The following is a 19,933-nucleotide window of genomic DNA, read 5'->3' on the forward strand; positions in this document are numbered from 1 at the left end:
CATATATAGTGGGTGGGTACAGAGGTGGACCAAAATGCGGAGCTTGCACAAACTAACTGCAGCACGCGTGAAAGCAGCCCTGCCGGGCAAATACTCGGACGGCGGAGGGCTTTGGCTGCACATGCGAGCAGACGGCGGTGGGCAATGGTTTCAGCGGGTAACAGTTCATGAAAGGCGACGAGAGATGGGGTTGGGTGCTGTCAAACACGTCAGCCTTAAAGAGGCGCGCGTTCACGCCGTGGAAAACCGAGCGCTGGTGCGCCAAGGTCTGGACCCTATCAAAGAGCTTGAACGCCAACAGCGCGACGCCGCCCGCAACATTCACCTCCTGAACGACATCGCGGCTGATGCCTTCGAAAGCCGCAAGGCAGAATTGAAAAGTGATGGCAAAGCAGGCCGATGGTTTTCACCGTTACAACTGCATGTGCTGCCGAAGCTCGGCAAAGTGCCGATGGTAGAAATTGATCAGCGGAATATCCGGGAGACACTGGCCCCAATCTGGCACACCTAAGCCAGCCCGGCTCAGAAGGCCATGGACTGGATTGGCATTTGCCTCAAAGACGCGGCAGCGCTCGGTCTAGACGTGAATCTCCAAGCTACTGACAAAGCCAAGGCACTCTTGGGAAATCAGCGGCACAAGGCAGCAAACATTCCGGCAATGCCGTGGCTCGAGGTGCCAGCGTTCTATAACAGCCTCAACGGCGGCACCTTGACCGAACTGGCGCTACGCCTATTGATCCTAACGGCAGTGCGCTCTGGGCCATTAAGATTCCTTCATGAAGATCAGCTAGGCGGCAACGTGTGGACAATCCCCGGTGACACTTTGAAGGGCCAGAAGGACGCCACTTCTGACTTCAGAGTACAATTGTCTCAAGAAGCGATGTTGGAGTACCCCCATCGGGTGTTCCAGTTTGAATGTTAATGCATGGTCAGCCTCTGGTCTATCGGCACCATGCTTTGTGACGCGGGCGGTAGCGCAGCGCGCTATGCGGTCTGACTGTGTTGAAGTGGCGCCGCCTACGCTCGATCAGGATCTGAGCTTCGCGTAACGTATAGAATACCTCGCCGTTAAGCAGCTCGTCGCGGAAGCGGGAATTGAAACTCTCACAGTAGCCGTTTTCCCATGGTGATCCTGGGGCGATGAATGCGGTTTTGGCACCAACGGCCCCAATCCAAGCCCTTACCTTCTTGGCGATAAATTCCGCGCCATCGATAGCGGGTCCGAATTGTAACGCCAATTTGCCGAACAGCCTCGGAAACTGACTTTCCCTGCCCTTGCAAAACTTCAACTCGCCGAAGCTCTAGCACAATATCTTCTGGCTTTTCTCGTTATCCAGCCATCGTTTAGTCCTCCTAAAACGGGATGATCATATCCCAATTGGTGGACCAATTCACTGGGGGCATTCCACCGACCGGGCGAAGATTGGCGTCTACACTCTCAAAAGCAAGGTTGAGTTGATCAACGGGAATGGGGCCGCATGCTGATGGCCCTTAAGATCCAGATTGCCCGCTTGGAACGCCTATATGGCCTGACCGCAGCCCAAGCCCGCCTTGTCTCTGGCCTACACTACGGAGAGTGCGCTTAATGGACGGTTCCAACATCTCCTCCCCGCGTCAGCGCCGCAATGCTGTGGCCGACTTCATGCCACGCCGCATCAAGCGTGTATCCCGCTCTCTGGGCTACTGCCTATTGCTGTGGTCACGCACGCAGCTGGTCCTCGCGAGGTGGTGACGCAGATCGACTTGTCTCGACCCTCACAGCTTCTCAGGAAAGGCATTTATCATGAGCAGAATCAACGACCTTAACAGCGGCGCAAATACGGAAGCCCGCATCCCCGATTACACCTTCGCCCCCGGCAACCCTGGCAAGCCTAGAGGCGGCACAGATCCACGCAGGCCTTCGAGGCGATGCTGGAGGTGCAACAGGAGAGGTTGGTGCAGGCGGCGATAGACAAGCGCCTGTAAGGCAACGTGACGGCCCTACGGCGCAGCTTGGGTGGGGTTGCGCCCGTACGCAGACACGCAACGGCAGAGGGCGCGGACTGGACGGTTGAGAAGATAGCAGCTGGCCGCAGATTATACCGTTACAAGCAGTACGTAATGTTATTACAAACGAAAGAGACGACGAGGGCAAGTTCCTCCCCGGCAACACGATTTGGCAGGGGCGGTCCACCTTCGGGCGCAACCGAGAATACGCGGATGCGCAGAGCCTCTGGCAGGGGTGCTGCGCCTATTTTCAGTGGGCGCATGACACCCCGCTCTACGAAGCAAAGGTGCTGGCAAATGGTCAGCCCGTTCCTGCGGCGAAGATGCGGGCATTTACACAGAAGGCGCTTTGTCTCCACCTGCACATCAGCGAAGAAACCTGGAGAACTTGGCCAGACCGTTGATGACGTGATTTATACCTCAAAGTTCGAAGGCGCAGCGGCGGGCCTTTTGAACTCCAATTTGATCTCACGCGAACTGGGTTTGACGGATCGTCAGGAATTCACTGGCAAGGACGGTAGAGCAATCCGAACAATTGATGTTTCCAATATCGAGATTGCGCCACGCGTAGCCTTCATTCTCGCCGATGCAATGAACACTCAAAATCTTATCGACACACCCACAAAGGACTGAACCATGACCAAAGACTCAAAGACCAGCGCAGCGACCATTGAAATCTTGGAGCAGCGGCGCATTGAACAGGAGCGGCGTATCTCGTCGCTGCGCGCAAAAGACACCCAGTCGATCATTAATGGCGAGGAATTCGACGCCACGCCGATCCGGGCGGCTGAAGACGAACTTACCGCGATCATGACGGTACAGCAGACCCTTGTGGAGCTTCGCACTGGGGTCAGGACCGCTTACAAATGCTCCCTTTGAACCCAGCGCCAACTTCTCTGGCACCCGAGAAATGTAAGGCCTGATCAATTACAAACGCGCGGCCGATCTACAGCCGCGCGTTTCGTACTTTTCAAAACAATCGTGGATTATAAAATGAAGTCGCTTTCCACGATCGCAGGTGTACCGCTCAACTCCAGCACCCAATCGGGCACGCCGTTGCCATTGGCGTCGCCGATGAGCAAGCCTCCAGCTGCGAAGTGATAGAATGACAATGTGCCGCCACCCAAAAGGCCAGAATTGTCGTTGAACTGGGTGTTCAATGCGGAAAGGTCGATCACATCATCCACGCCAAAGTCAGTGATCACGTCGCGCCTGGCACCCACGCCAATCGCGGCCACGGAGCCAAAGACAAATACATCCGATCCTGGTCCACCCGTCATAACATCACGCCCGGCCCCCGCTTGAACTGTATCGTTTCCCGCGCCGGCATAGATGCGGTTCGTGCCTGCGCTGCTCACGATCAAGTCGTCGCCTTCACCTCCACCGACAAAGTCGTTACCTGTGCCCAAGAAAATCTGATCATCGCCTGCGTTACCAAACAACTGGTTGTCTCCGGCACCTCCGCCATAGATGCTGTCAGAGCCGGAACCGCCTAAGACGGTATCAGAGCCAGCCCCGCCATAAATGACATTTGCCCCTGCGGAGCCATAGATCAGATCGTTGCCAGCACCACCGCCAATATTGTCGTCACCCAGCCCGCCATAGATTGTATCGGCACCGTCAGCGGCGCGGATAAGGTCGTTGCCTGCGCCCCCACCAATGTTGTCGTCGCCGGTCCAGCCATAAATGCTGTCCGCACCCTGACCCCCTCGAACGATATCATTGCCGGTGCCGCCGCCGACCAGATCGCCCCCTTGTCCGGTGAAAATGATGTCGTTGCCGGCATTGCCGAACAGCTGATTTGTTCCGGCCCCACCGCCATAAATGCTGTCTGTCCCTGAGCCACCCTGCACAGTATCATCGCCTGCGGCACCGTAAATCGCGTTAGAACCAGCACCACCGAAGATCAGGTCGTTGCCGGCGCCGCCGCCTCCGACATCATTACCCAATCCAAGGTAAAGCGTGTCATCCCCATCATCACCGACGACAAAGTCATTGCCAGCACCACCGGCCAGTAAATCGCCGCCACTACCGCCACGTAAATTATCCGCGCCATTTTCACCGTACAACGCATCGTTGCCGTCACCGCCCGACAAAGTGTCATCGCCGTCTTTGCCGTAAAACCTGTCATTCCCAGCGGCTCCCAGCATGCTGTCATCCAGCGCACTGCCTGAAAATTGATCGATACCCGAAAAGGTGTCAGTGGCACCCCAGTTGTCAATTGCAGTACCGGTCCCTGCACCGGATAGTGTGACTTGCACGCCCGCCGTCGCGCGGCCTAACCCATCAAAGCGGCCTAACCCATCAAAGCCATCATCACTATAATCCATCGTGTCAAAGCCAGTTCCGCCAAAAACACTGTCCGCACCGCTGCCTGCGATAAAGTTGATATTGGCACCATTGCCATAAAGCATGTCATTGCCGGAACGCGCAAAAACATACTGAGACGTCGCGCCCATATAAATGGTATCGGCCCCTGCTGTTCCATGCAGGTTTTCGATTGAAATCAATGTATCGGTTCCACCGGACGCTTTACGCGCGGTCCCGGCGGCAAGGTTACCGATGGCGGCCCCTGTCAGGTTGATCGAAATGCCACCCGCAAGGTCTTCGTAGAGCACAAGATCATTGCCTGAGCCGCCATCAATGACGTCGCTGCCTTGTGTACCGATGAACCAGTCGTCCCCGGCGAACCCTTCCAGCGTGTCATTTCCGCTAGTGCCCGTCAGTGTGTCGTTAAGGTTGGCGATATCGATGGTTTGGTCATAGAAAGACAGGAATTCAACGTTTCGCACCAAATCAGTACCCTCAGCCGACACAATAGTGGCACTGCCTGTTTCGCCATAAGTGATGGTTGCATCGCCGATGTTCAAACGGAAATGAACTATATCAACTCCGTCGCCCCCATTGATGTTGTCATCTCCGCCACCGCCTTGGAGCGTATCATCGCCGCCGCCGCCGTTGATCGTATCGTTCCCGTCACTTGCCAAAAGTTGATTGGCATTGCCGTCGCCCGTTAAAAAGTCGTTGCCCGCACGTGATCCGTTCACGGTTTCGATATTGGAAATTTGATGTGTGAAAGCTTCACCCGACCATGTCCCCGTTGCCACGCCCGTGGCCAAATTTACGTTGACGCCGTCCACTCCGCTGCGGTCATACCTCAACGTGTCATTCCCGCCGCCACCGTCTAAGGTGTCATCGCCCCAGCGCAAGATGAACCGTTCGTCCCGTGCTGTGCCAAGAATGAAATCGTTAAATGCGGTGCCTTCGATTTCGATCCGTGTTGACGTGCTGGTGACGTTGATCTGATCCGTACTGCCATGTCCATCATTGGACACCACGCCAGTTTGCAGGTTCACGTTTACGCCACTGACCGCCCCGCTGTGATACGACAAACGCACAATCGTGCCGCTTTCGATGTTGAAGGTGTCCACCCCTTTGCCGCCAGCGATGCCTGTCCACGTGCTGTCGGGGTGGTTCTTGATGTTGAAAACATCTGCAAAATCAGTGCCTGTGAAAAAAATGCCATCACCGAAATTCCAATTCATAACCAGATGGGCATCCAGCAACCTGTCTGCGCCATTCACCCCTTTGTCTACAGAGCTTTCGCCAGTCTCGAAGTCTGTTAATACAGTAATTCCAGCGGACAGGCCGGAATAGTCAAACGTATAAAAATCAGCTGTGCCCACCTGATATCCCGAAAGGTCCACAAGGTCTAAGCCGTTTGACCCTTTGATCACGTCCTCACTTGAATTCGTGAGGGGAACAAGCAGATCGTTGCCATCGGTGCCCTCTAGCGTGTCATCGCCTGAAGTACCAAGGACCTCGTTCTCTTGGAATGCCGTCAAACCAACTATGGAGCTGAACGGGATGACTTGGCCTGCAGCCAAGGGTGAGTCGGCCGGAATTGGAGTAATCGTGGAAATACTATCAATGAACGCCTGCGCCTGTACGTTGTTTTGCATATCGGGAAGCGGCGTTCCCGAGAGGGGGAAAATGTTGGCAATTCTCGTACCTTCACCATCGCGAAAAACATCATAAGACAATACTTGTGTGACGTTGCCAGCCCCCCAATTAACTTGCCCTATTGAGAGTTCGGTGTTGAGCCCAAGTGCGTTCAGACCCTCAGTGGTGAGATCGTTTAATGCGACAGTCCAATCATCGAAGAATTCAATGCTGACACGCGGTGTGCCGTTGTCGACCAATTGAGTGATTTGATATGAGAACGATATAACATCATCAGGCGTAACCGCCAAAAGCTTTGCGACACCTACATCCATTACAGTATCTGCTGTCGCCGTGCCAAATGTACCGATTGTCAGGCTAACGCCTGTAATGTTACGAGTTGTCATTGTTAGAGTCTCCTAATTTTAATTTTGAGCATTGAAAAATTGAGATCGAATTAGGGCCAGAATGTGCAATATTCAGTAGGAATAAAACTCCCCTAACAAGTACTTCATTGCTTCTACGCTAGGTTGACTGACTTAGCTGGTCAATACTTCAACCCAGGGTTGCGGTCTTGCTCGAATTGAACTACTCACCGAAATTCGGACAATGATGTGAATTGCGATTTGTAGTTTATTGATCTTTAATGGCTTTCTCGTACAAAGAATGCTTTAGATTGAGTTCCCCCTACCCCAGACGGATTTATGGCACGGCCACGGTTTTCGGAATGCGAGTGCGGTGAAGCCATTGAGGATAGCAGCCCGAATCGGGATCCCGGCAACCTGCATGTCAAAATTCGCGTCTAGTGCCTCTGACCAAGTTATTTAAAACGACATCGCTAAGGACCGCCGCAACACACATTTGGGGCGAAAGGCATATACCGCTATTGCCGCCACGCTCTCGTGACATTGCTGCGCAATGCCCTGCCGGGCAGTGAATGGCCCGCACAGTTCACGGGATCATTAAACATGGCGAGCCCTATCGCCCCTTCTTTGAGGGGTGATCGATCACAGAAGGACCTTTCTCTCTAAGGGCCGTGGAGGCAGACATCTGACCTCGTAGATAATGTTCAGGCCTTCTGTGTTAGCGACCCGATGATCTCGTATTAACGAAGGTGAGAGCCGCAAAAGCGTACTCTGTGTTTGTTTATTCCGCAAATGCATTCAACTAGATCGGCCTCCGATTGAATGAAAGCATCCGGCCCACCATCGGCTGCCCGGTGTTCTGGCCAAGGGCCTCAGAGGAAGAGATCACCAGTGCTTATCGAAGGTGCTCCGGTAATCTCAATTGCAAAATCAGCGGCGCCGTCGCCGTCGATGTCTCCGACGAGAAAGCCCGTTGATCCGCCTACCAGATATGCCACCTGCCCCGCTTCACTGAATGCAGCCGCACCAATGAAGGTCAGGTTCAGCGGATCAAGGTTGATCTTGTCGGCACCGACCTTAAAATCCGTGATCACATCGCGACCGGTGCCGATGCCTGCTTGGGCAACGCTGTTGAACACGAAAACATCCGCGCCCGGGCCGCCCGAGATCACATCGCGGCCAAACCCGGCGAACACCGTATCGTTGCCCAGGCCGCCGAAAATCTGATTGGTTCCGGCACCCGCAACGATCACATCATTTCCGGCGCCACCGCCGACAAAGTCGTTTCCGAGGCCCAGGTAAATCGTGTTGTTGCCCGCGCCTCCAAAAATTTGATCATCCCCAGCACCGCCTGCGATGGTGTCATTGCCTGCCCCGGCGCGGATCGTGTCGTTTCCGTCATTCCCGGCCATCTCGTTGGCGCTGGCGCTGTCCCCAGCACCGAAGATATTGTCGGCTCCGGTGCCGCCCTGAACCGTATCGTTTCCAAGGCCGGTGTAAATTGTGTTCAGCCCGGCTGACCCGAAGATCTGGTCGTTTCCGGCCCCGCCGCCAATTAAGTCGTTGTCGGTCCCGCCATAAATCGTGTCGTTGCCGACTGATCCGAGCAAAGTGTCGTTTCCAGCCCCGCCGCCGATCAAGTCGCCCCCATCTCCCGCACGGATCGTGTCGTCGCCATCGTTGCCGAATATCTGATTGGTACCGGTGCCCGCACCGAAGATATCATCCGCGCCGATGCCCCCATGAACCGTGTCGCTCCCCCAACCTGTGTAGATCGTATTCAAACCGGCAACGCCAAAAATCAGATCGTTGTCTTCGCCGCCTGCTATGAAATCATTACCGAGGCCGCCATAAATCGAATCGTGGCCGCCGTTACCCATAACGATATCACCACCGCTACCACCCCCGATCAAGTCATCGCCCTCGCCGCCTTCGATCTTGTCATTGCTCGAACCGCCGATCAGTGTATCGTTTCCCTCTCCCCCTTGTGCAACCAACCGCCGTTCTGCTTCTGCTGCATCAACCGAGTCATTCCGACCGCCCCCCTCAAAGTAGACGGTATTGTCTAAGATGGTGGTTCCTACCAAACTGGCAATTTTAACGGTAAGCGAAGCACCAGGCGACGCTTGAAATGCAGCCGATCCATATTCAGCCGCAAGAAATTGAACAACTCCAAGAGCATCCTGAAAAGCCACTTGTCCCGCACTTGTCGTCGACACGTAGAGTTCGGTGTTAGTGTACTGCGGTGCATTGTAAATGACTGTCGGCGTACTGCCTGCAACGGACGGACTTACAGACACGGACCAAGTGTCCGAAGGTTGGGTAGTCCCTGGGTAGGGACCAAAAATAATCTCTGTGGGGGTGACCACGGAACTCGATGGCAGGGTCCCGATCCATGGGTCGCCATCGAGCCAATCCAGCCGAACTTGTAACTCCTGAAGATCGCGAGCGCCATTTTCTGACTGCATTTCAATTGATTTACTAAAGGCAGACCCGTCCATGTATCTCGCACCGGCGAGATACCAGTCCATCCCATGCCAGCCTGCACTCGCCGGAAGCAAGTGATCCAGAAGGTACCTGTCGCCAGCCACGCGTCCAACCTGGCCAATTTCAGCAACTGGGTCTCCTTGGATCGCGATGTTGACCATTCGGTCTTTGTTGTTCTGAAACGGGTCGAAAACAGAAGCAGGGACAAAACCAGGATTTGCAAAGACGACACTCTCGACGCGAGGATTGTCAGAGAAGCCAAATTCCGGATCCAACATTAACTGCTGAGCCATTGCGGCACCAAGACTGTGGCCGGTAACATAAATATTATCGTAGCTGGCGAAATCGAGATTCGAGAGCAGCAAGTCGAAAAGCGAATAATGCTTCGTGATGCCTGTAAGGTTGTTGATCCAATCCAATAGGCCGTCGACAGACGGAAGACTGTCGGTCCCCTTGAATGCGATTACGAGTGACTTGCCATCCGGTGATTCAGCCGCGATCGCGGTCCCCTTGCCAGACAGAGAATCCAGAATGCTTGCGCTTTTATAGTAGTTGTCGGTAAATCCTGGGAGGCCAGACGATCCGTTAAGGAAGTTCCAGCCTAAAGACGCTAGCTCAGACATTGAATGGCTGTATTTTTCATAGGCCGCAGATGCAAACGTGGCTAAAGTGGTGATCTTATTGCCACCTTCCATTTCAGCAAACAAATCCTCGGCAGAAGCGGGCACCGTGACAGTCTGCGTTGGCGTGACAGTTGCGGCGGCGCTCTGATTGAACGCACCCGCCTGGTCGATTGCGTTGAACCCGATCTGATCGGCCTCCCGGCCGACAACGAACCGCCATTGTGACAGTTCCGCGATGGGGCGTTCGAACAAGGTGTTGGATGCCTGCGCGCCACCGTTGAAGGTCAGGTGGCCACCACCCGGCGTGCGGTCCTGCACGACGAAACTGGCTATATCCTCTGCCCCGTCCAGATCGCGGAAGGTGAACAGGTCCGTCAGGGCAATTGATGTCCCGACGTCTGCAGTGGCATTGGTGGCCGTGGCCATCGGCGAACGGTTTGGGGAAACACCGGGCCCGTTGGCGGTGAGGCTGACTTGATAGGCACCTGTGTCGTTCATCCAGTCGCCAGTTCCACCGGCACTGACTGCGAGGTAGTAGGTCGTCGAACCGGTTCCCGGCGCAGTGAACGTGAAGCCGGGCATCGCACCCTCGACAAGTTGGGTGACCGAAGTCGAGTTGTCGAGATACAGTCGCAGCGCAATGGCGTCGAGGCTGTCTGAAGTGCTCACATTGGCCGAGCCATCGAAGGTATAGGCCGTACCCCCCTGCAAGGCGACCTGAAACCAGTCCTTGTCGATATGGGGTGTCGGTCCGTTGATACCATCCTGTTCGATGGCACCTGAAACCGTTCCGGCAACCGCGAGTGTGTGCGTTGTTGTCTCACCCCATAGAATGCTATCGGGTTGTGTCGCTCCGACCAGACCACTTGCATCAAAAATCTGCGCGCGGATGGAAGTTCCTGATGAATCGCCGCCCGTTTGACTAAAGTCGTGCCACGCCACCACAAAGCGACCATTTTCTAACGCCGTGACGGTGGGACAGAACTGATCACTATTCGTTGTGGTGTTAACGAGTAGTTCGCTTCCTGACTTGTTGCCATCGGCATTGAACACCTGCGCGCGGATTGAGAAGCTATATGTCTCGCCGTCCAACTGGCTATCGTCGTGCCAGGCTATCACAAAGCGGCCGTCGCTCAGAGCGGCGATAGTCGGATCAGACTGTTGGGATACCGTCGTGGTATTGACGAGAAACTCATCGCCTTTCTTCTGGCCACTGACATCAAATATCTGCGCTCGTACGGATCCACCAGATGTATCAGGGCCTGTCTGACTTCTGTCTTCCCATGCTAGGACGAAACTGCCGTCGCTCAGCGTGGCGGCGGCAGGGGAGGATTGCCAATCATGCGTTGAGCTATTAACGAGAAACTCGCTACCTGCTTTGGCGCCTTGTGAGTCGAACACCTGCGCGCGGACGGATCCACCAGATGTATCGCCGTCCCCTACATTCCAGTCATCCCAAGCTACCACAAAGCCCCCCTCGTTAAGCCCAGTGATCGTGGGTGCACGCTGCAAGTCATACGTCCTTGTGTTAACTACAATTTCATCACCTATCTTTGTGCCACTGGCGTCGAACATTTGCGCGTGGATATCCCAGACCGAGCGACTTCCCCGAAACTCGCTGACGTCGGTCCATGCAGCGACGAAATGCCCATCACTCAGCGCGGTGATGGACGGAAAGCGCTGATCTCCATACGTCATAGTGTTGACCAGAAACTCACTGCCTGTTTTGGTACCATTTGCTTCGAATAACTGCGCGCGGATCGCATATCCTGATGTATCGCCACCCGTTCCACTTTTATCTTCCCACGCGACCACAAAGCGGCCATCGTTCAACGTGGTCACGGTTGAAAGACGCTGATCACCATACGTCGTGCTGTTGACGAGAAATTCGCCGTCTATTTTAACGCCATTGTCATCGAACAACTGTGCGCGGATTGCATGGCCCGATATATCGCTACCGGTTTGACTGTTGTCATCCCACACCACTACGAATCGCCCGTCGCTTAGCATAGCGGCGGCGGGATACGTCTGATCGTCCGTAGTTGTGGTGTTCACCAGAATTTCGCTGCCTACCTTCATCGGCTCATCCGAAAATTGCGGCGTCCCGTGCGCCTCCACAAACGCCACCGGATCGACCCACCCCGCTGGTGCCCCAGCAGGATTATAACCATCATCCACCGTTGGCAGCACATCGCCCAGCGTGACCTCCAAATGCAGATGCGCGAGATCGGCAAAACCGCTCTTGCCCAGCGTGCCGATCTGCTGGCCCATGCTCACCGCTTGGCCCACCGTCAGCCCCGTCACGCTGTCTAGATGCGCATAAAGACTGTTGACGTAGGTTACCGTCTCACCGTTCAGCGTGATCTGCTGCGGCAGGTGATGCCGGATAACGACGTAGTTCCCGAAGCCCGTGGTCGCACCGCCCTGGTGGCTTACAACCGCCCGAACCTCGCCATTGCCGATGGCGTTCACACGTTCGCCCAGGTCGCTGTCGCCCCCTCCTTCGCCGTTCCAGTCCACACCTAGATGGCGCGAATTGCCGATAGCGGCGTTTGGTTCATTGAAGCCGAACGCAACGTAATACCCATCGCCATCATTGGCTGGTGTGGTCAGGCCATCCCCCAGCGGATGGCGGAAACCAGTGGCTATGAAGCGCGGGTCAATGGGCATGGGTAACCTCTCTCAACCGACATTCCACAAATGTCCTGCCATTCGACGTTAAGATTGCCTGATCGGGCCAGCGGATCAAGCGTTTTTCGTGCCGAGCGGCGTGCGCGGTCGGGTAGAAGAACTTGGGCTTGCATCACTCGGGCTCTGCAACCACATTTTCCTGCGCGGCGGACAATGAATCGCCCCGAGTTTGTCGCTGAAGCACCGTCCTGTGTCGGAACACGGTATCTTCATGAGGAAGACATCCTTGACCGCCCCACTTAGGCAGGCGAAATCGACAAGTACGGCTGCCATCCCGGGTGGGTTAAAAGGTGGATACGAATTGCTCATAAACGCCTAAACAATTAATATATTTAAATAAATAAAAGTGAATTGGTGCGGGTGGTGGGACTCGAACCCACACGGGGCTAGGCCCCAACAGATTTTAAGTCTGGTATGTCTACCATTCCATCACACCCGCAACCGGCCAGTGGCCTTGGCCGCACAATAGCCATGACGCGGGCGGTGTAAATGGTCAGAAACCCCTCTTGGCGGCTCAAGTTCGGCATTTTTTCAGATCGTCTGTGAGGGAGCGGTTGGCCTTTGTGCCGCCGCTCCCTTTCTTGGTGCCTTGCGACCAGTCACAGTTACACCCCCTCGGCCAGCATGATCTCCTTGACCGCCTCCATCGCCACATAGGTCGAGGTATTGGCGACATGGGGCAGCGTCGAGATTTTCTCGGCCATGAACTGACGGTACTCGGCCATATTTCGGGTGCGAACCTTCAGCAGGTAATCGAAATGTCCTGCGATCATATGCGCCTGTTCAATCTCGGGCACTCGCGCCACGGCGGCGTTAAAAGCACGCAGGGCAGAATCGCGGGTATCGCTGAGCCGGACCTCGACGAATGCCACATGATCCAGTCCCAGCCGGATCGGGTCTAGCAGAGCGCGATACCCCAAGATCACCCCGATCTGCTCCAGCCGCCGCAGCCGTGCCTGCGTAGGCGATTTGGACAATCCGATGCGCCGCGCCAGATCAGCCACACTGATCCTGCCATCCTCCGCCAACACATTGAGAATCGCTATATCAAAGCGATCCATGCCAGAATGATCGTTTTTCAAACATTTTTCCTTACAATCGGAACATCCGCCTAGCGGAAGATATATCATAAGGCGAAACGACTTTTCGAGATAGGATAATGCTGGCAAATCATTTTCGGAGTTTGCCCCATGGCCCGCCTTACCAATACCCCCGATTCCCTGCGCCACCAGATCGATACCGGCACCTATGCCGAAACCACGGATGTGCTTCAGGGCCTGATTGATACAGCGCAGCTCAGCGCCGAAGATCGCGCCAAGATCAGCGCCGAGGCGGCTGAGCTTGTGCGTGCGATCCGTAACTCCACCTCGCCAGGGATGATGGAAGTGTTTTTGGCCGAATATGGTCTTTCCACCGATGAAGGCGTGGCGCTGATGTGTCTCGCCGAAGCACTGCTGCGTGTACCCGATGCCGACACCATCGATGCGCTGATCGAAGACAAGATCGCTCCCTCCGACTGGGGTCGCCATATGGGCCACTCGACCTCCAGCCTCGTCAATGCCTCGACATGGGCGCTGATGCTGACAGGCCGTGTGCTGGATGACGACCAGCCCGGCCCCGTGCGCCACCTGCGCGCCGCGATCAAACGTTTGGGCGAGCCGGTGATCCGAACCGCTGTGACCCGCGCAATGAAGGAGATGGGCCGCCAGTTCGTGCTGGGCGAAAACATCACCGCCGCGATGGAACGTGCCAAGGGCATGGAGAAAAAGGGCTTCACCTATAGCTATGATATGCTGGGCGAAGCCGCGCGTACCGAGGCCGACGCCAAACGCTATCACCTGAGCTATAGCCGCGCGATTTCGGCAATCGCCACCGCCTGCAACGATGCCGACTTGCGCCGCAATCCGGGAATTTCGGTAAAACTTTCGGCACTGCACCCGCGCTATGAAATTGCGCAGGAAAAGGCAGTGATGCGCGATCTTGTGCCGCGCCTGCGGGCCTTGGCGCTGCTCGCGAAATCGGCTGGCATGGGCCTGAACATCGACGCCGAAGAAGCCGACCGCCTCGCCCTGTCGCTCGACGTGATTGACACCGTGCTTTCCGAGCCTGCCCTGTCGGGTTGGGATGGGCTGGGCATCGTGGTACAGGCCTACGGCCCCCGTGCCGGATCGGTGATCGACGCCCTTTATGAAATGGCCGTACGCCATGACCGCAAAATCATGGTGCGGCTGGTCAAAGGCGCCTATTGGGATACCGAGATCAAACGTGCCCAAGTCAAAGGCATCGATGGTTTTCCGGTCTTTACCCAGAAGGCGGTGACGGACGTGTCCTACATCGCCAACGCCCGCAAGCTGCTGTCGATGACCGACCGGATCTATCCGCAGTTCGCCACCCACAACGCCCATACGGTCAGCGCGATTCTGCACATGTCCGATGACAAAGAGAAGTTCGAGTTCCAGCGCCTGCATGGCATGGGCGAGACCCTGCATAATCTGGTGATGAAACAGCACGGCACTCATTGCCGCATCTATGCCCCCGTCGGTGCGCACCGCGATCTGCTAGCCTATCTGGTGCGGCGCTTGCTTGAAAACGGCGCCAACTCCAGCTTCGTCAACCAAATTGTCGATGAAGATGTGGCCCCCGAAGAGGTCGCCGCCGATCCGTTTGCCCAGCTGAATGCCGTCGCCTCCGACATCCCGACCGGACCGGAATTGTTCAAACCCCTGCGCGCCAATGCCAAGGGGTTTGATCTGACCCACACCCCGACCCTGGCATCGATCGAAGAGGCCCGCAGCCCCTTCCACACCCATCAGTGGCAGGCCGGACCGATGCTCGCCGGCGCCGCTCAACCGGATGAAACGCTAAAGGTGAGCAACCCTGCCAACCCCGATGACGCAGTTGGCACTGTCAGCCCCGCATCGCTCGCCGATGTCGCCACAGCAATCAAATCCGCGCAGGTCTGGGACGCGCCGCTGTCCGAGCGCAGCGATATCCTGCGCGCGGTCGCCGACCTGTTGGAGGAGAACTACGGCGAGATTTTCGCACTGCTGGCCCGCGAAGCTGGCAAGGGGTTGCCCGATTGCGTAGCCGAGCTGCGCGAAGCCGTGGATTTCCTGCACTACTATGCCGCTCAGGCGACCAATATGCCGCCCGCTGGCATCTTTACCTGCATCTCGCCGTGGAACTTCCCGCTCGCGATTTTCATCGGGCAGGTTTCAGCGGCTTTGGCCGCAGGCAACGCAGTATTGGCAAAACCGGCAGAACAAACCCCGCTGGTCGCCGCGCTGACCGTAAAGCTGATGCACCGCGCTGGCGTTCCGCAGACCGCACTGCAACTCTTGCCCGGTGGTGCTAGGATCGGCGCGGCTCTGACCTCTGATCCTTCGATCGGTGGCGTGGCCTTTACCGGCTCCACGGGCACTGCGCTGCGCATCCGCGCCGCCATGGCCGAACACTGCGCACCCGGCACACCGCTGATCGCGGAAACCGGCGGCATCAACGCGATGATCGTCGACAGCACCGCGCTGCCCGAACAAGTTGTTCAATCCATCGTTGAAAGCGGTTTTCAATCCGCCGGACAGCGATGCTCGGCCCTGCGCTGCCTCTATGTGCAGCAAGACATCGCCGAAGATCTGGTGAAAATGCTGATCGGCGCGATGCAGGCGCTGAATATGGGCGATCCGTGGCACCTGTCGACCGATGTCGGACCAGTGATCGACCAGACCGCGCGCAAGGTCATCACCGACCATATTGAGGCCGCGCGCAGCGAGGGCCGCATCATGGCCGAACTGACCGCGCCCCAACACGGTACCTTTGTCGCCCCGACGATCATCAAGATCGACGGTATTGCCGATCTCGACAAGGAAATCTTTGGCCCCGTACTGCATATCGCCACCTTCAAAGGTGGGCAAATCGACAAGGTCATCGATGCGATCAACGCGACCGGCTACGGGCTGACCTTTGGCTTGCACACCCGCATCGACGACCGCGTCCAGCACGTCTGCGAGCGGGTGGAGGCGGGCAACCTCTATGTCAACCGCAACCAGATTGGCGCGATTGTCGGCAGCCAGCCATTCGGCGGCGAAGGCCTGTCCGGCACCGGCCCCAAAGCGGGTGGCCCGAACTACCTACCTCGCTTTGCCGAGCCTGATGTCGAAGTGGCGGAAGCCACGTGGGGCGAGGCACAAGCCAAACTGCCTGCGCTGCCACCCCATGATCCCACCCCAGCCGAGACGCTGTCTTTGCCGGGCCCTACGGGCGAATCGAACCGCCTGACCACTCTGCCCCGCCCCGCGCTGCTGTGCATGGGTCCGGGCGCTGAAACAGCGGCCGCTCAGGCCCGTGCCATCAGGGCCTTGGGCGGTCATGCGGTAGAGACGACAGGCACGATCAATCCCGCTGATCTGACCGATGGTCCGGCTTATGGCGGCGTGCTGTGGTGGGGCGACACCGACACGGCCCGCGCTGTCGAAATGGCGCTAGCCAAGCGCAACGGGCTGATTATCCCACTGATCCGCGGCCTGCCCGACACCGCCCGCGTCCGCGCCGAAAGGCATGTCTGCGTTGACACAACCGCCGCTGGCGGCAACGCGGCGCTTCTTGGCGCGATGGATTAAACCCTCATGGGTCGGGCACCAGCCCGACCCGTCTTGACGCCGCCGCGCCAATCGCGGAGCGTAGCCGCATGTTTCCTATTCGCGACCATAACCCTTCAGGGCGCATACCCTATGTGACCTACGCGCTGATGCTCGCGAATATCGCGATCTTTGTCAGCTATTCCGGCCTGCTCAGCGACGACCGCGCCGCCTATCTGTTTTACAACACTTGGGCGTTGGTCCCCGCACAGATCAGCACCGGCGAGGGCATTACGGGGCTTTTCACCTCGATGTTCCTGCATGGTGGCTGGATGCACCTTGCCGGTAACATGCTATTTCTATGGATTTTCGGCGACAACGTCGAAGACGAGCTGGGCCACCTGCGGTATTTGGGGTTCTACCTGCTTTGCGGGATTGCCGCAGGGCTGGCGCAGGTCATCACCGCGCCTTATTCGATGGTCCCGATGGTCGGCGCATCTGGCGCCATTGCTGGCGTAATGGGTGGCTACCTGCTGCTTTTCCCCAAGGCCAAGGTCGATATCCTGATCATCTTCATCGTATTTTTCCGCATCTTCCCGATCCCTGCTTGGATCGTCCTGATGGTCTGGTTCGGGATGCAATTTCTAGGCGGTATCGGGTCCGACCCCGACATCGGCGGCGTCGCATACTGGGCGCATACTGGAGGCTTTGTCGCGGGGTTGCTGATGATCTTGCCGCTGTGGCTTGGCCTTGGCGGAGCGCGCTTCTGGCGCCAGACAGAAGGCCACCCGCCGCATCCGGCAGCCACCTATCCCGCCCTGCCCAGCCGCATCCCGAAGGTACGCCATAAATGAACACCCCCGTCACAGCTTCGTGCCACTGCGGCGCCGTCGAACTCTCGGCAATCCTGCCGAACGGGCTAAAAAACCCCAGCCGGTGCACTTGTTCATTCTGCGCACGGCGGCAGGCCGCGAACGTCACTGCACTGGCCACCTCGGTGAAAGTCCTCAAAGGCGCGGACAACCTGACGCTCTACAGCTGGAACACCCACACCGCGAAACACTATTTCTGCAAGACCTGTGGCATCTACACCCACCACCAGCGCCGCGCGGATCCCAGCCAGTCAGGTATAAACCTCGGCTGTATCCACGGCGCGCAGCCTTGGGATCATGAACCGATCCCGTGGACAGATGGCATCAACCACCCGTCCGACAGGTGACGCAGCCCGCGCCCCTGTTTCATTTGGCAAAGTAAACTCAAATCCAACCACGCAACGCGCGTCAGTTGCGAATGACTTTCGCAAAGCTCGTAAAGATCGCCTCGTTCGAACAGACGACTTCGCCGTCGGCCAGAATGTCGCCGGTGCGGTTGATCGGCTCGACAAACCCGCCTGCTTCTTTGACGATGATCACGCCCGCTGCGAGGTCCCAGGCGTTCAACCGACGCTCCCAGAATCCCTCATATCGACCCGCAGCCACATAGGCCAAATCAAGCGAAGCAGCCCCGAAACGCCGCACACCGGCACAGACCGGCAGCAATCGCCCCAGATCCTTCAGCGTGTCCGGCAGGTCGGCACGTCCGGCAAATGGCAACCCGGTGGCAAAGATCGATTCGATCATCCGCGACCGGCCCGAAACCCGCAAACGGGTCTCGTTCATCCACGCGCCCGAGCCTTTTTCAGCAAAGAACATCTCGTCCTTGGCAGGGTCAAAGATTACACCGGCAACGACTTGGCCTTTATGCTCCAGCCCGATCGAAATCGCCCAGTGCGGCAGGCCGTGCAGAAAGTTGGTGGTCCCGTCCAGCGGATCAACGATCCAGCGGCGCGTGGGGTCTTGGCCCTCTTGCCCGCCGCCTTCTTCGGCCAACCAGCCATAGGTCGGACGCGCGCCCATCAACTCGTCTTTGATAATTTTTTCCGCACCAATGTCGGCACGGCTGACGAAATCACCCGCCCCTTTGACCGAAACCTGAAGGTTCTCCACTTCGCGGAAATCCTTGGTCAGTGCACGCCCTGCCTTGCGGGCTGCCTTGATCATGATATTGAGATTCGCACTGCCGATCATTGCGCATGTCCTTTGATGGATCAGGCGCTGCGTATATGCGGCACAGCGCCGAATGCCAAGGGGGCCAAGCCGCATTGACCGACCTTAGTTAAACGCGCCCGCAAGATGCGCGCTCCGTCCCGTCCGACAGCCACTTTAAAAGGAACCGATATGACAGATCAAATGCAACGCATCGTACTGGCCAGCCGCCCTGACGGCACCCCCACTGCGGATAACTTCCGGCTCGAAACCGCAGCCTTGCCCACGCCCGCCGAGGGCGAAATTCTGGTGCGCGTCGAGTTCATGTCGCTTGATCCCTATATGCGCGGCCGGATGGATGATGCGAAGTCCTATGCAAAGCCGGTACCCGTGGGCGGGCTGATGGAGGGCGGCTCGGTCGGCGAGGTCCTCGTTTCCAACAGCAAAGACTTCGCGCCCGGCGACAAGGTTTTCGGCCCCTTTGGATGGGCTACCCACGCTGCTGCACCCGCCAGCCTCTGCCGCAAGGTTGATCCCGACCTCGCGCCGATCACCACGTCGCTGGGCGCACTCGGGATGCCCGGCTTTACCGGATGGCTCGGCCTGACCGAATTCGGACGTCCGAAGAAAGGCGAGACCCTCGTCGTCGCTGCGGCAACCGGTCCTGTCGGCTCGATGGTCGGGCAGATCGCCAAATCGCTGGGCTTGCGCACCGTGGGTATCGCGGGCGGCGCCGACAAATGCGCACTTGCGACCGATCACTTCGGTTTTGATGCCTGTCTTGATCACAGCGCCTATGACGATGCGAAATCACTTCGCGCGGCGATTAAGGACGCCTGCCCTGACGGCGTCGATATCTACTTCGAAAATGTCGGCGGCAAGGTGCTGGACGCAGTGCTGCCGCTGATGAACCCACATGGCCGCATCCCGATTTGCGGCATGATCGCGTGGTATAACGCAGGCGGGCTTGGCGCAAATGCCCAATCCGAAGCGCTGACAGCCCCGCGTCTGTGGCGCACCATTCTTGTCAACTTCCTCAGCGTGAACGGCTTCATCATCTCCAACCACTGGAACCGCTTCCCCGAGTTTCTGGCCGAGGTCGGCCCCAAGGTTGGCAGTGGCGAGATCTCCATTCAGGAAGACATCACCGAAGGGCTCGAAAATGCGCCGCAAGCCTTCATCGACCTGTTGACCGGCGGCAATGTCGGCAAGGCCATCGTTAAGGTCGGATAATCTGCCAA

At 57.3% G+C, this 19,933-nt stretch carries 13 protein-coding genes, 1 tRNA gene and 1 pseudogene; 9 read left to right on the top strand and 6 right to left on the bottom strand.

Annotated features, from left to right (window positions below):
* Positions 1-34: 34 nt before the first annotated feature.
* Together BM174_RS21665 and BM174_RS21670 are read left to right on the top strand one after the other, a co-directional pair.
* Positions 35-511, top strand: coding sequence for a DUF4102 domain-containing protein (locus tag BM174_RS21665; protein WP_342742061.1), 477 nt, complete (start codon positions 35-37; stop codon positions 509-511).
* 21 nt (positions 512-532) lie between these two features.
* The gene (locus tag BM174_RS21670) at positions 533-922 is read left to right on the top strand and encodes a hypothetical protein (RefSeq protein ID WP_342742062.1); all 390 of its coding nucleotides are present in this window, start codon (positions 533-535) and stop codon (positions 920-922) included.
* Positions 923-965: 43 nt separating this feature from the next.
* Here the strand turns inward: BM174_RS21670 and BM174_RS10865 are convergent.
* Positions 966-1,211: pseudogene (locus tag BM174_RS10865) on the bottom strand (integrase core domain-containing protein); the annotation flags it as partial.
* Positions 1,212-2,153: 942 nt separating this feature from the next.
* Here BM174_RS10865 and BM174_RS21730 point away from each other — a divergent pair.
* From BM174_RS21730 to BM174_RS10880, 3 genes are read left to right on the top strand one after another with little or no spacing between them, the layout of a single operon-like run.
* Positions 2,154-2,390, top strand: a complete 237-nt coding sequence (locus BM174_RS21730) for a terminase small subunit (RefSeq protein WP_425442360.1) — start codon at positions 2,154-2,156, stop codon at positions 2,388-2,390.
* Positions 2,284-2,619, top strand: coding sequence for a hypothetical protein (locus BM174_RS10875; RefSeq protein WP_143092445.1), 336 nt, complete (start codon positions 2,284-2,286; stop codon positions 2,617-2,619). The genes BM174_RS21730 and BM174_RS10875 overlap by 107 nt, the downstream gene beginning before the upstream one ends.
* A gap of 3 nt (positions 2,620-2,622) precedes the next feature.
* Positions 2,623-2,865, top strand: a complete 243-nt coding sequence (locus tag BM174_RS10880) for a hypothetical protein (protein WP_093923894.1) — start codon at positions 2,623-2,625, stop codon at positions 2,863-2,865.
* Between the two features lie 107 nt (positions 2,866-2,972).
* Here the strand turns inward: BM174_RS10880 and BM174_RS10885 are convergent, their stop codons facing one another.
* The 4 genes from BM174_RS10885 to BM174_RS10900 form a co-directional block, all read right to left on the bottom strand.
* Entirely contained in the window at positions 2,973-6,335 is a 3,363-nt protein-coding gene (locus BM174_RS10885) for a calcium-binding protein (protein ID WP_143092446.1), read from the bottom strand.
* 830 nt (positions 6,336-7,165) lie between these two features.
* Positions 7,166-12,073, bottom strand: coding sequence for a peptidoglycan DD-metalloendopeptidase family protein (locus BM174_RS10890; RefSeq protein ID WP_093923896.1), 4,908 nt, complete (start codon positions 12,071-12,073; stop codon positions 7,166-7,168).
* Between the two features lie 373 nt (positions 12,074-12,446).
* Positions 12,447-12,533: transfer RNA gene (locus tag BM174_RS10895), tRNA-Leu, on the bottom strand.
* 166 nt (positions 12,534-12,699) lie between these two features.
* Positions 12,700-13,155 carry an Lrp/AsnC family transcriptional regulator gene (locus tag BM174_RS10900; protein WP_093924037.1) on the bottom strand — a complete coding sequence of 152 codons (456 nt, stop codon included), beginning with the start codon at positions 13,153-13,155 and terminating at the stop codon, positions 12,700-12,702.
* Between the two features lie 129 nt (positions 13,156-13,284).
* Here BM174_RS10900 and putA point away from each other — a divergent pair, with 129 nt between their 5' ends.
* From putA to BM174_RS10915, 3 genes are all read left to right on the top strand, one after another.
* The gene (putA, locus tag BM174_RS10905) at positions 13,285-16,710 is read left to right on the top strand and encodes a bifunctional proline dehydrogenase/L-glutamate gamma-semialdehyde dehydrogenase PutA (RefSeq protein ID WP_093923897.1); all 3,426 of its coding nucleotides are present in this window, start codon (positions 13,285-13,287) and stop codon (positions 16,708-16,710) included.
* 68 nt (positions 16,711-16,778) lie between these two features.
* Positions 16,779-17,522, top strand: a complete 744-nt coding sequence (locus BM174_RS10910; protein WP_093923898.1) for a rhomboid family intramembrane serine protease — start codon at positions 16,779-16,781, stop codon at positions 17,520-17,522.
* A complete protein-coding gene (locus tag BM174_RS10915) occupies positions 17,519-17,887 on the top strand; it encodes a GFA family protein (protein WP_093923899.1) in 369 nt (122 codons plus the stop codon). The genes BM174_RS10910 and BM174_RS10915 overlap by 4 nt, the downstream gene beginning before the upstream one ends.
* Before the next feature lie 61 nt (positions 17,888-17,948).
* Here BM174_RS10915 and BM174_RS10920 read toward each other — a convergent pair whose 3' ends face one another.
* Positions 17,949-18,734: an inositol monophosphatase family protein gene (locus BM174_RS10920; protein WP_093923900.1), complete on the bottom strand. Its 786-nt coding sequence runs from the start codon at positions 18,732-18,734 to the stop codon at positions 17,949-17,951.
* A 150-nt stretch (positions 18,735-18,884) separates the two neighbouring features.
* On the opposite strand from BM174_RS10920, the gene BM174_RS10925 reads away from it, so the two are divergent.
* Positions 18,885-19,925, top strand: coding sequence for an NADP-dependent oxidoreductase (locus BM174_RS10925; protein WP_093923901.1), 1,041 nt, complete (start codon positions 18,885-18,887; stop codon positions 19,923-19,925).
* Positions 19,926-19,933 lie beyond the last annotated feature (8 nt).

This window comes from Sulfitobacter brevis (assembly GCF_900112755.1).
GTDB lineage: Bacteria > Pseudomonadota > Alphaproteobacteria > Rhodobacterales > Rhodobacteraceae > Sulfitobacter > Sulfitobacter brevis.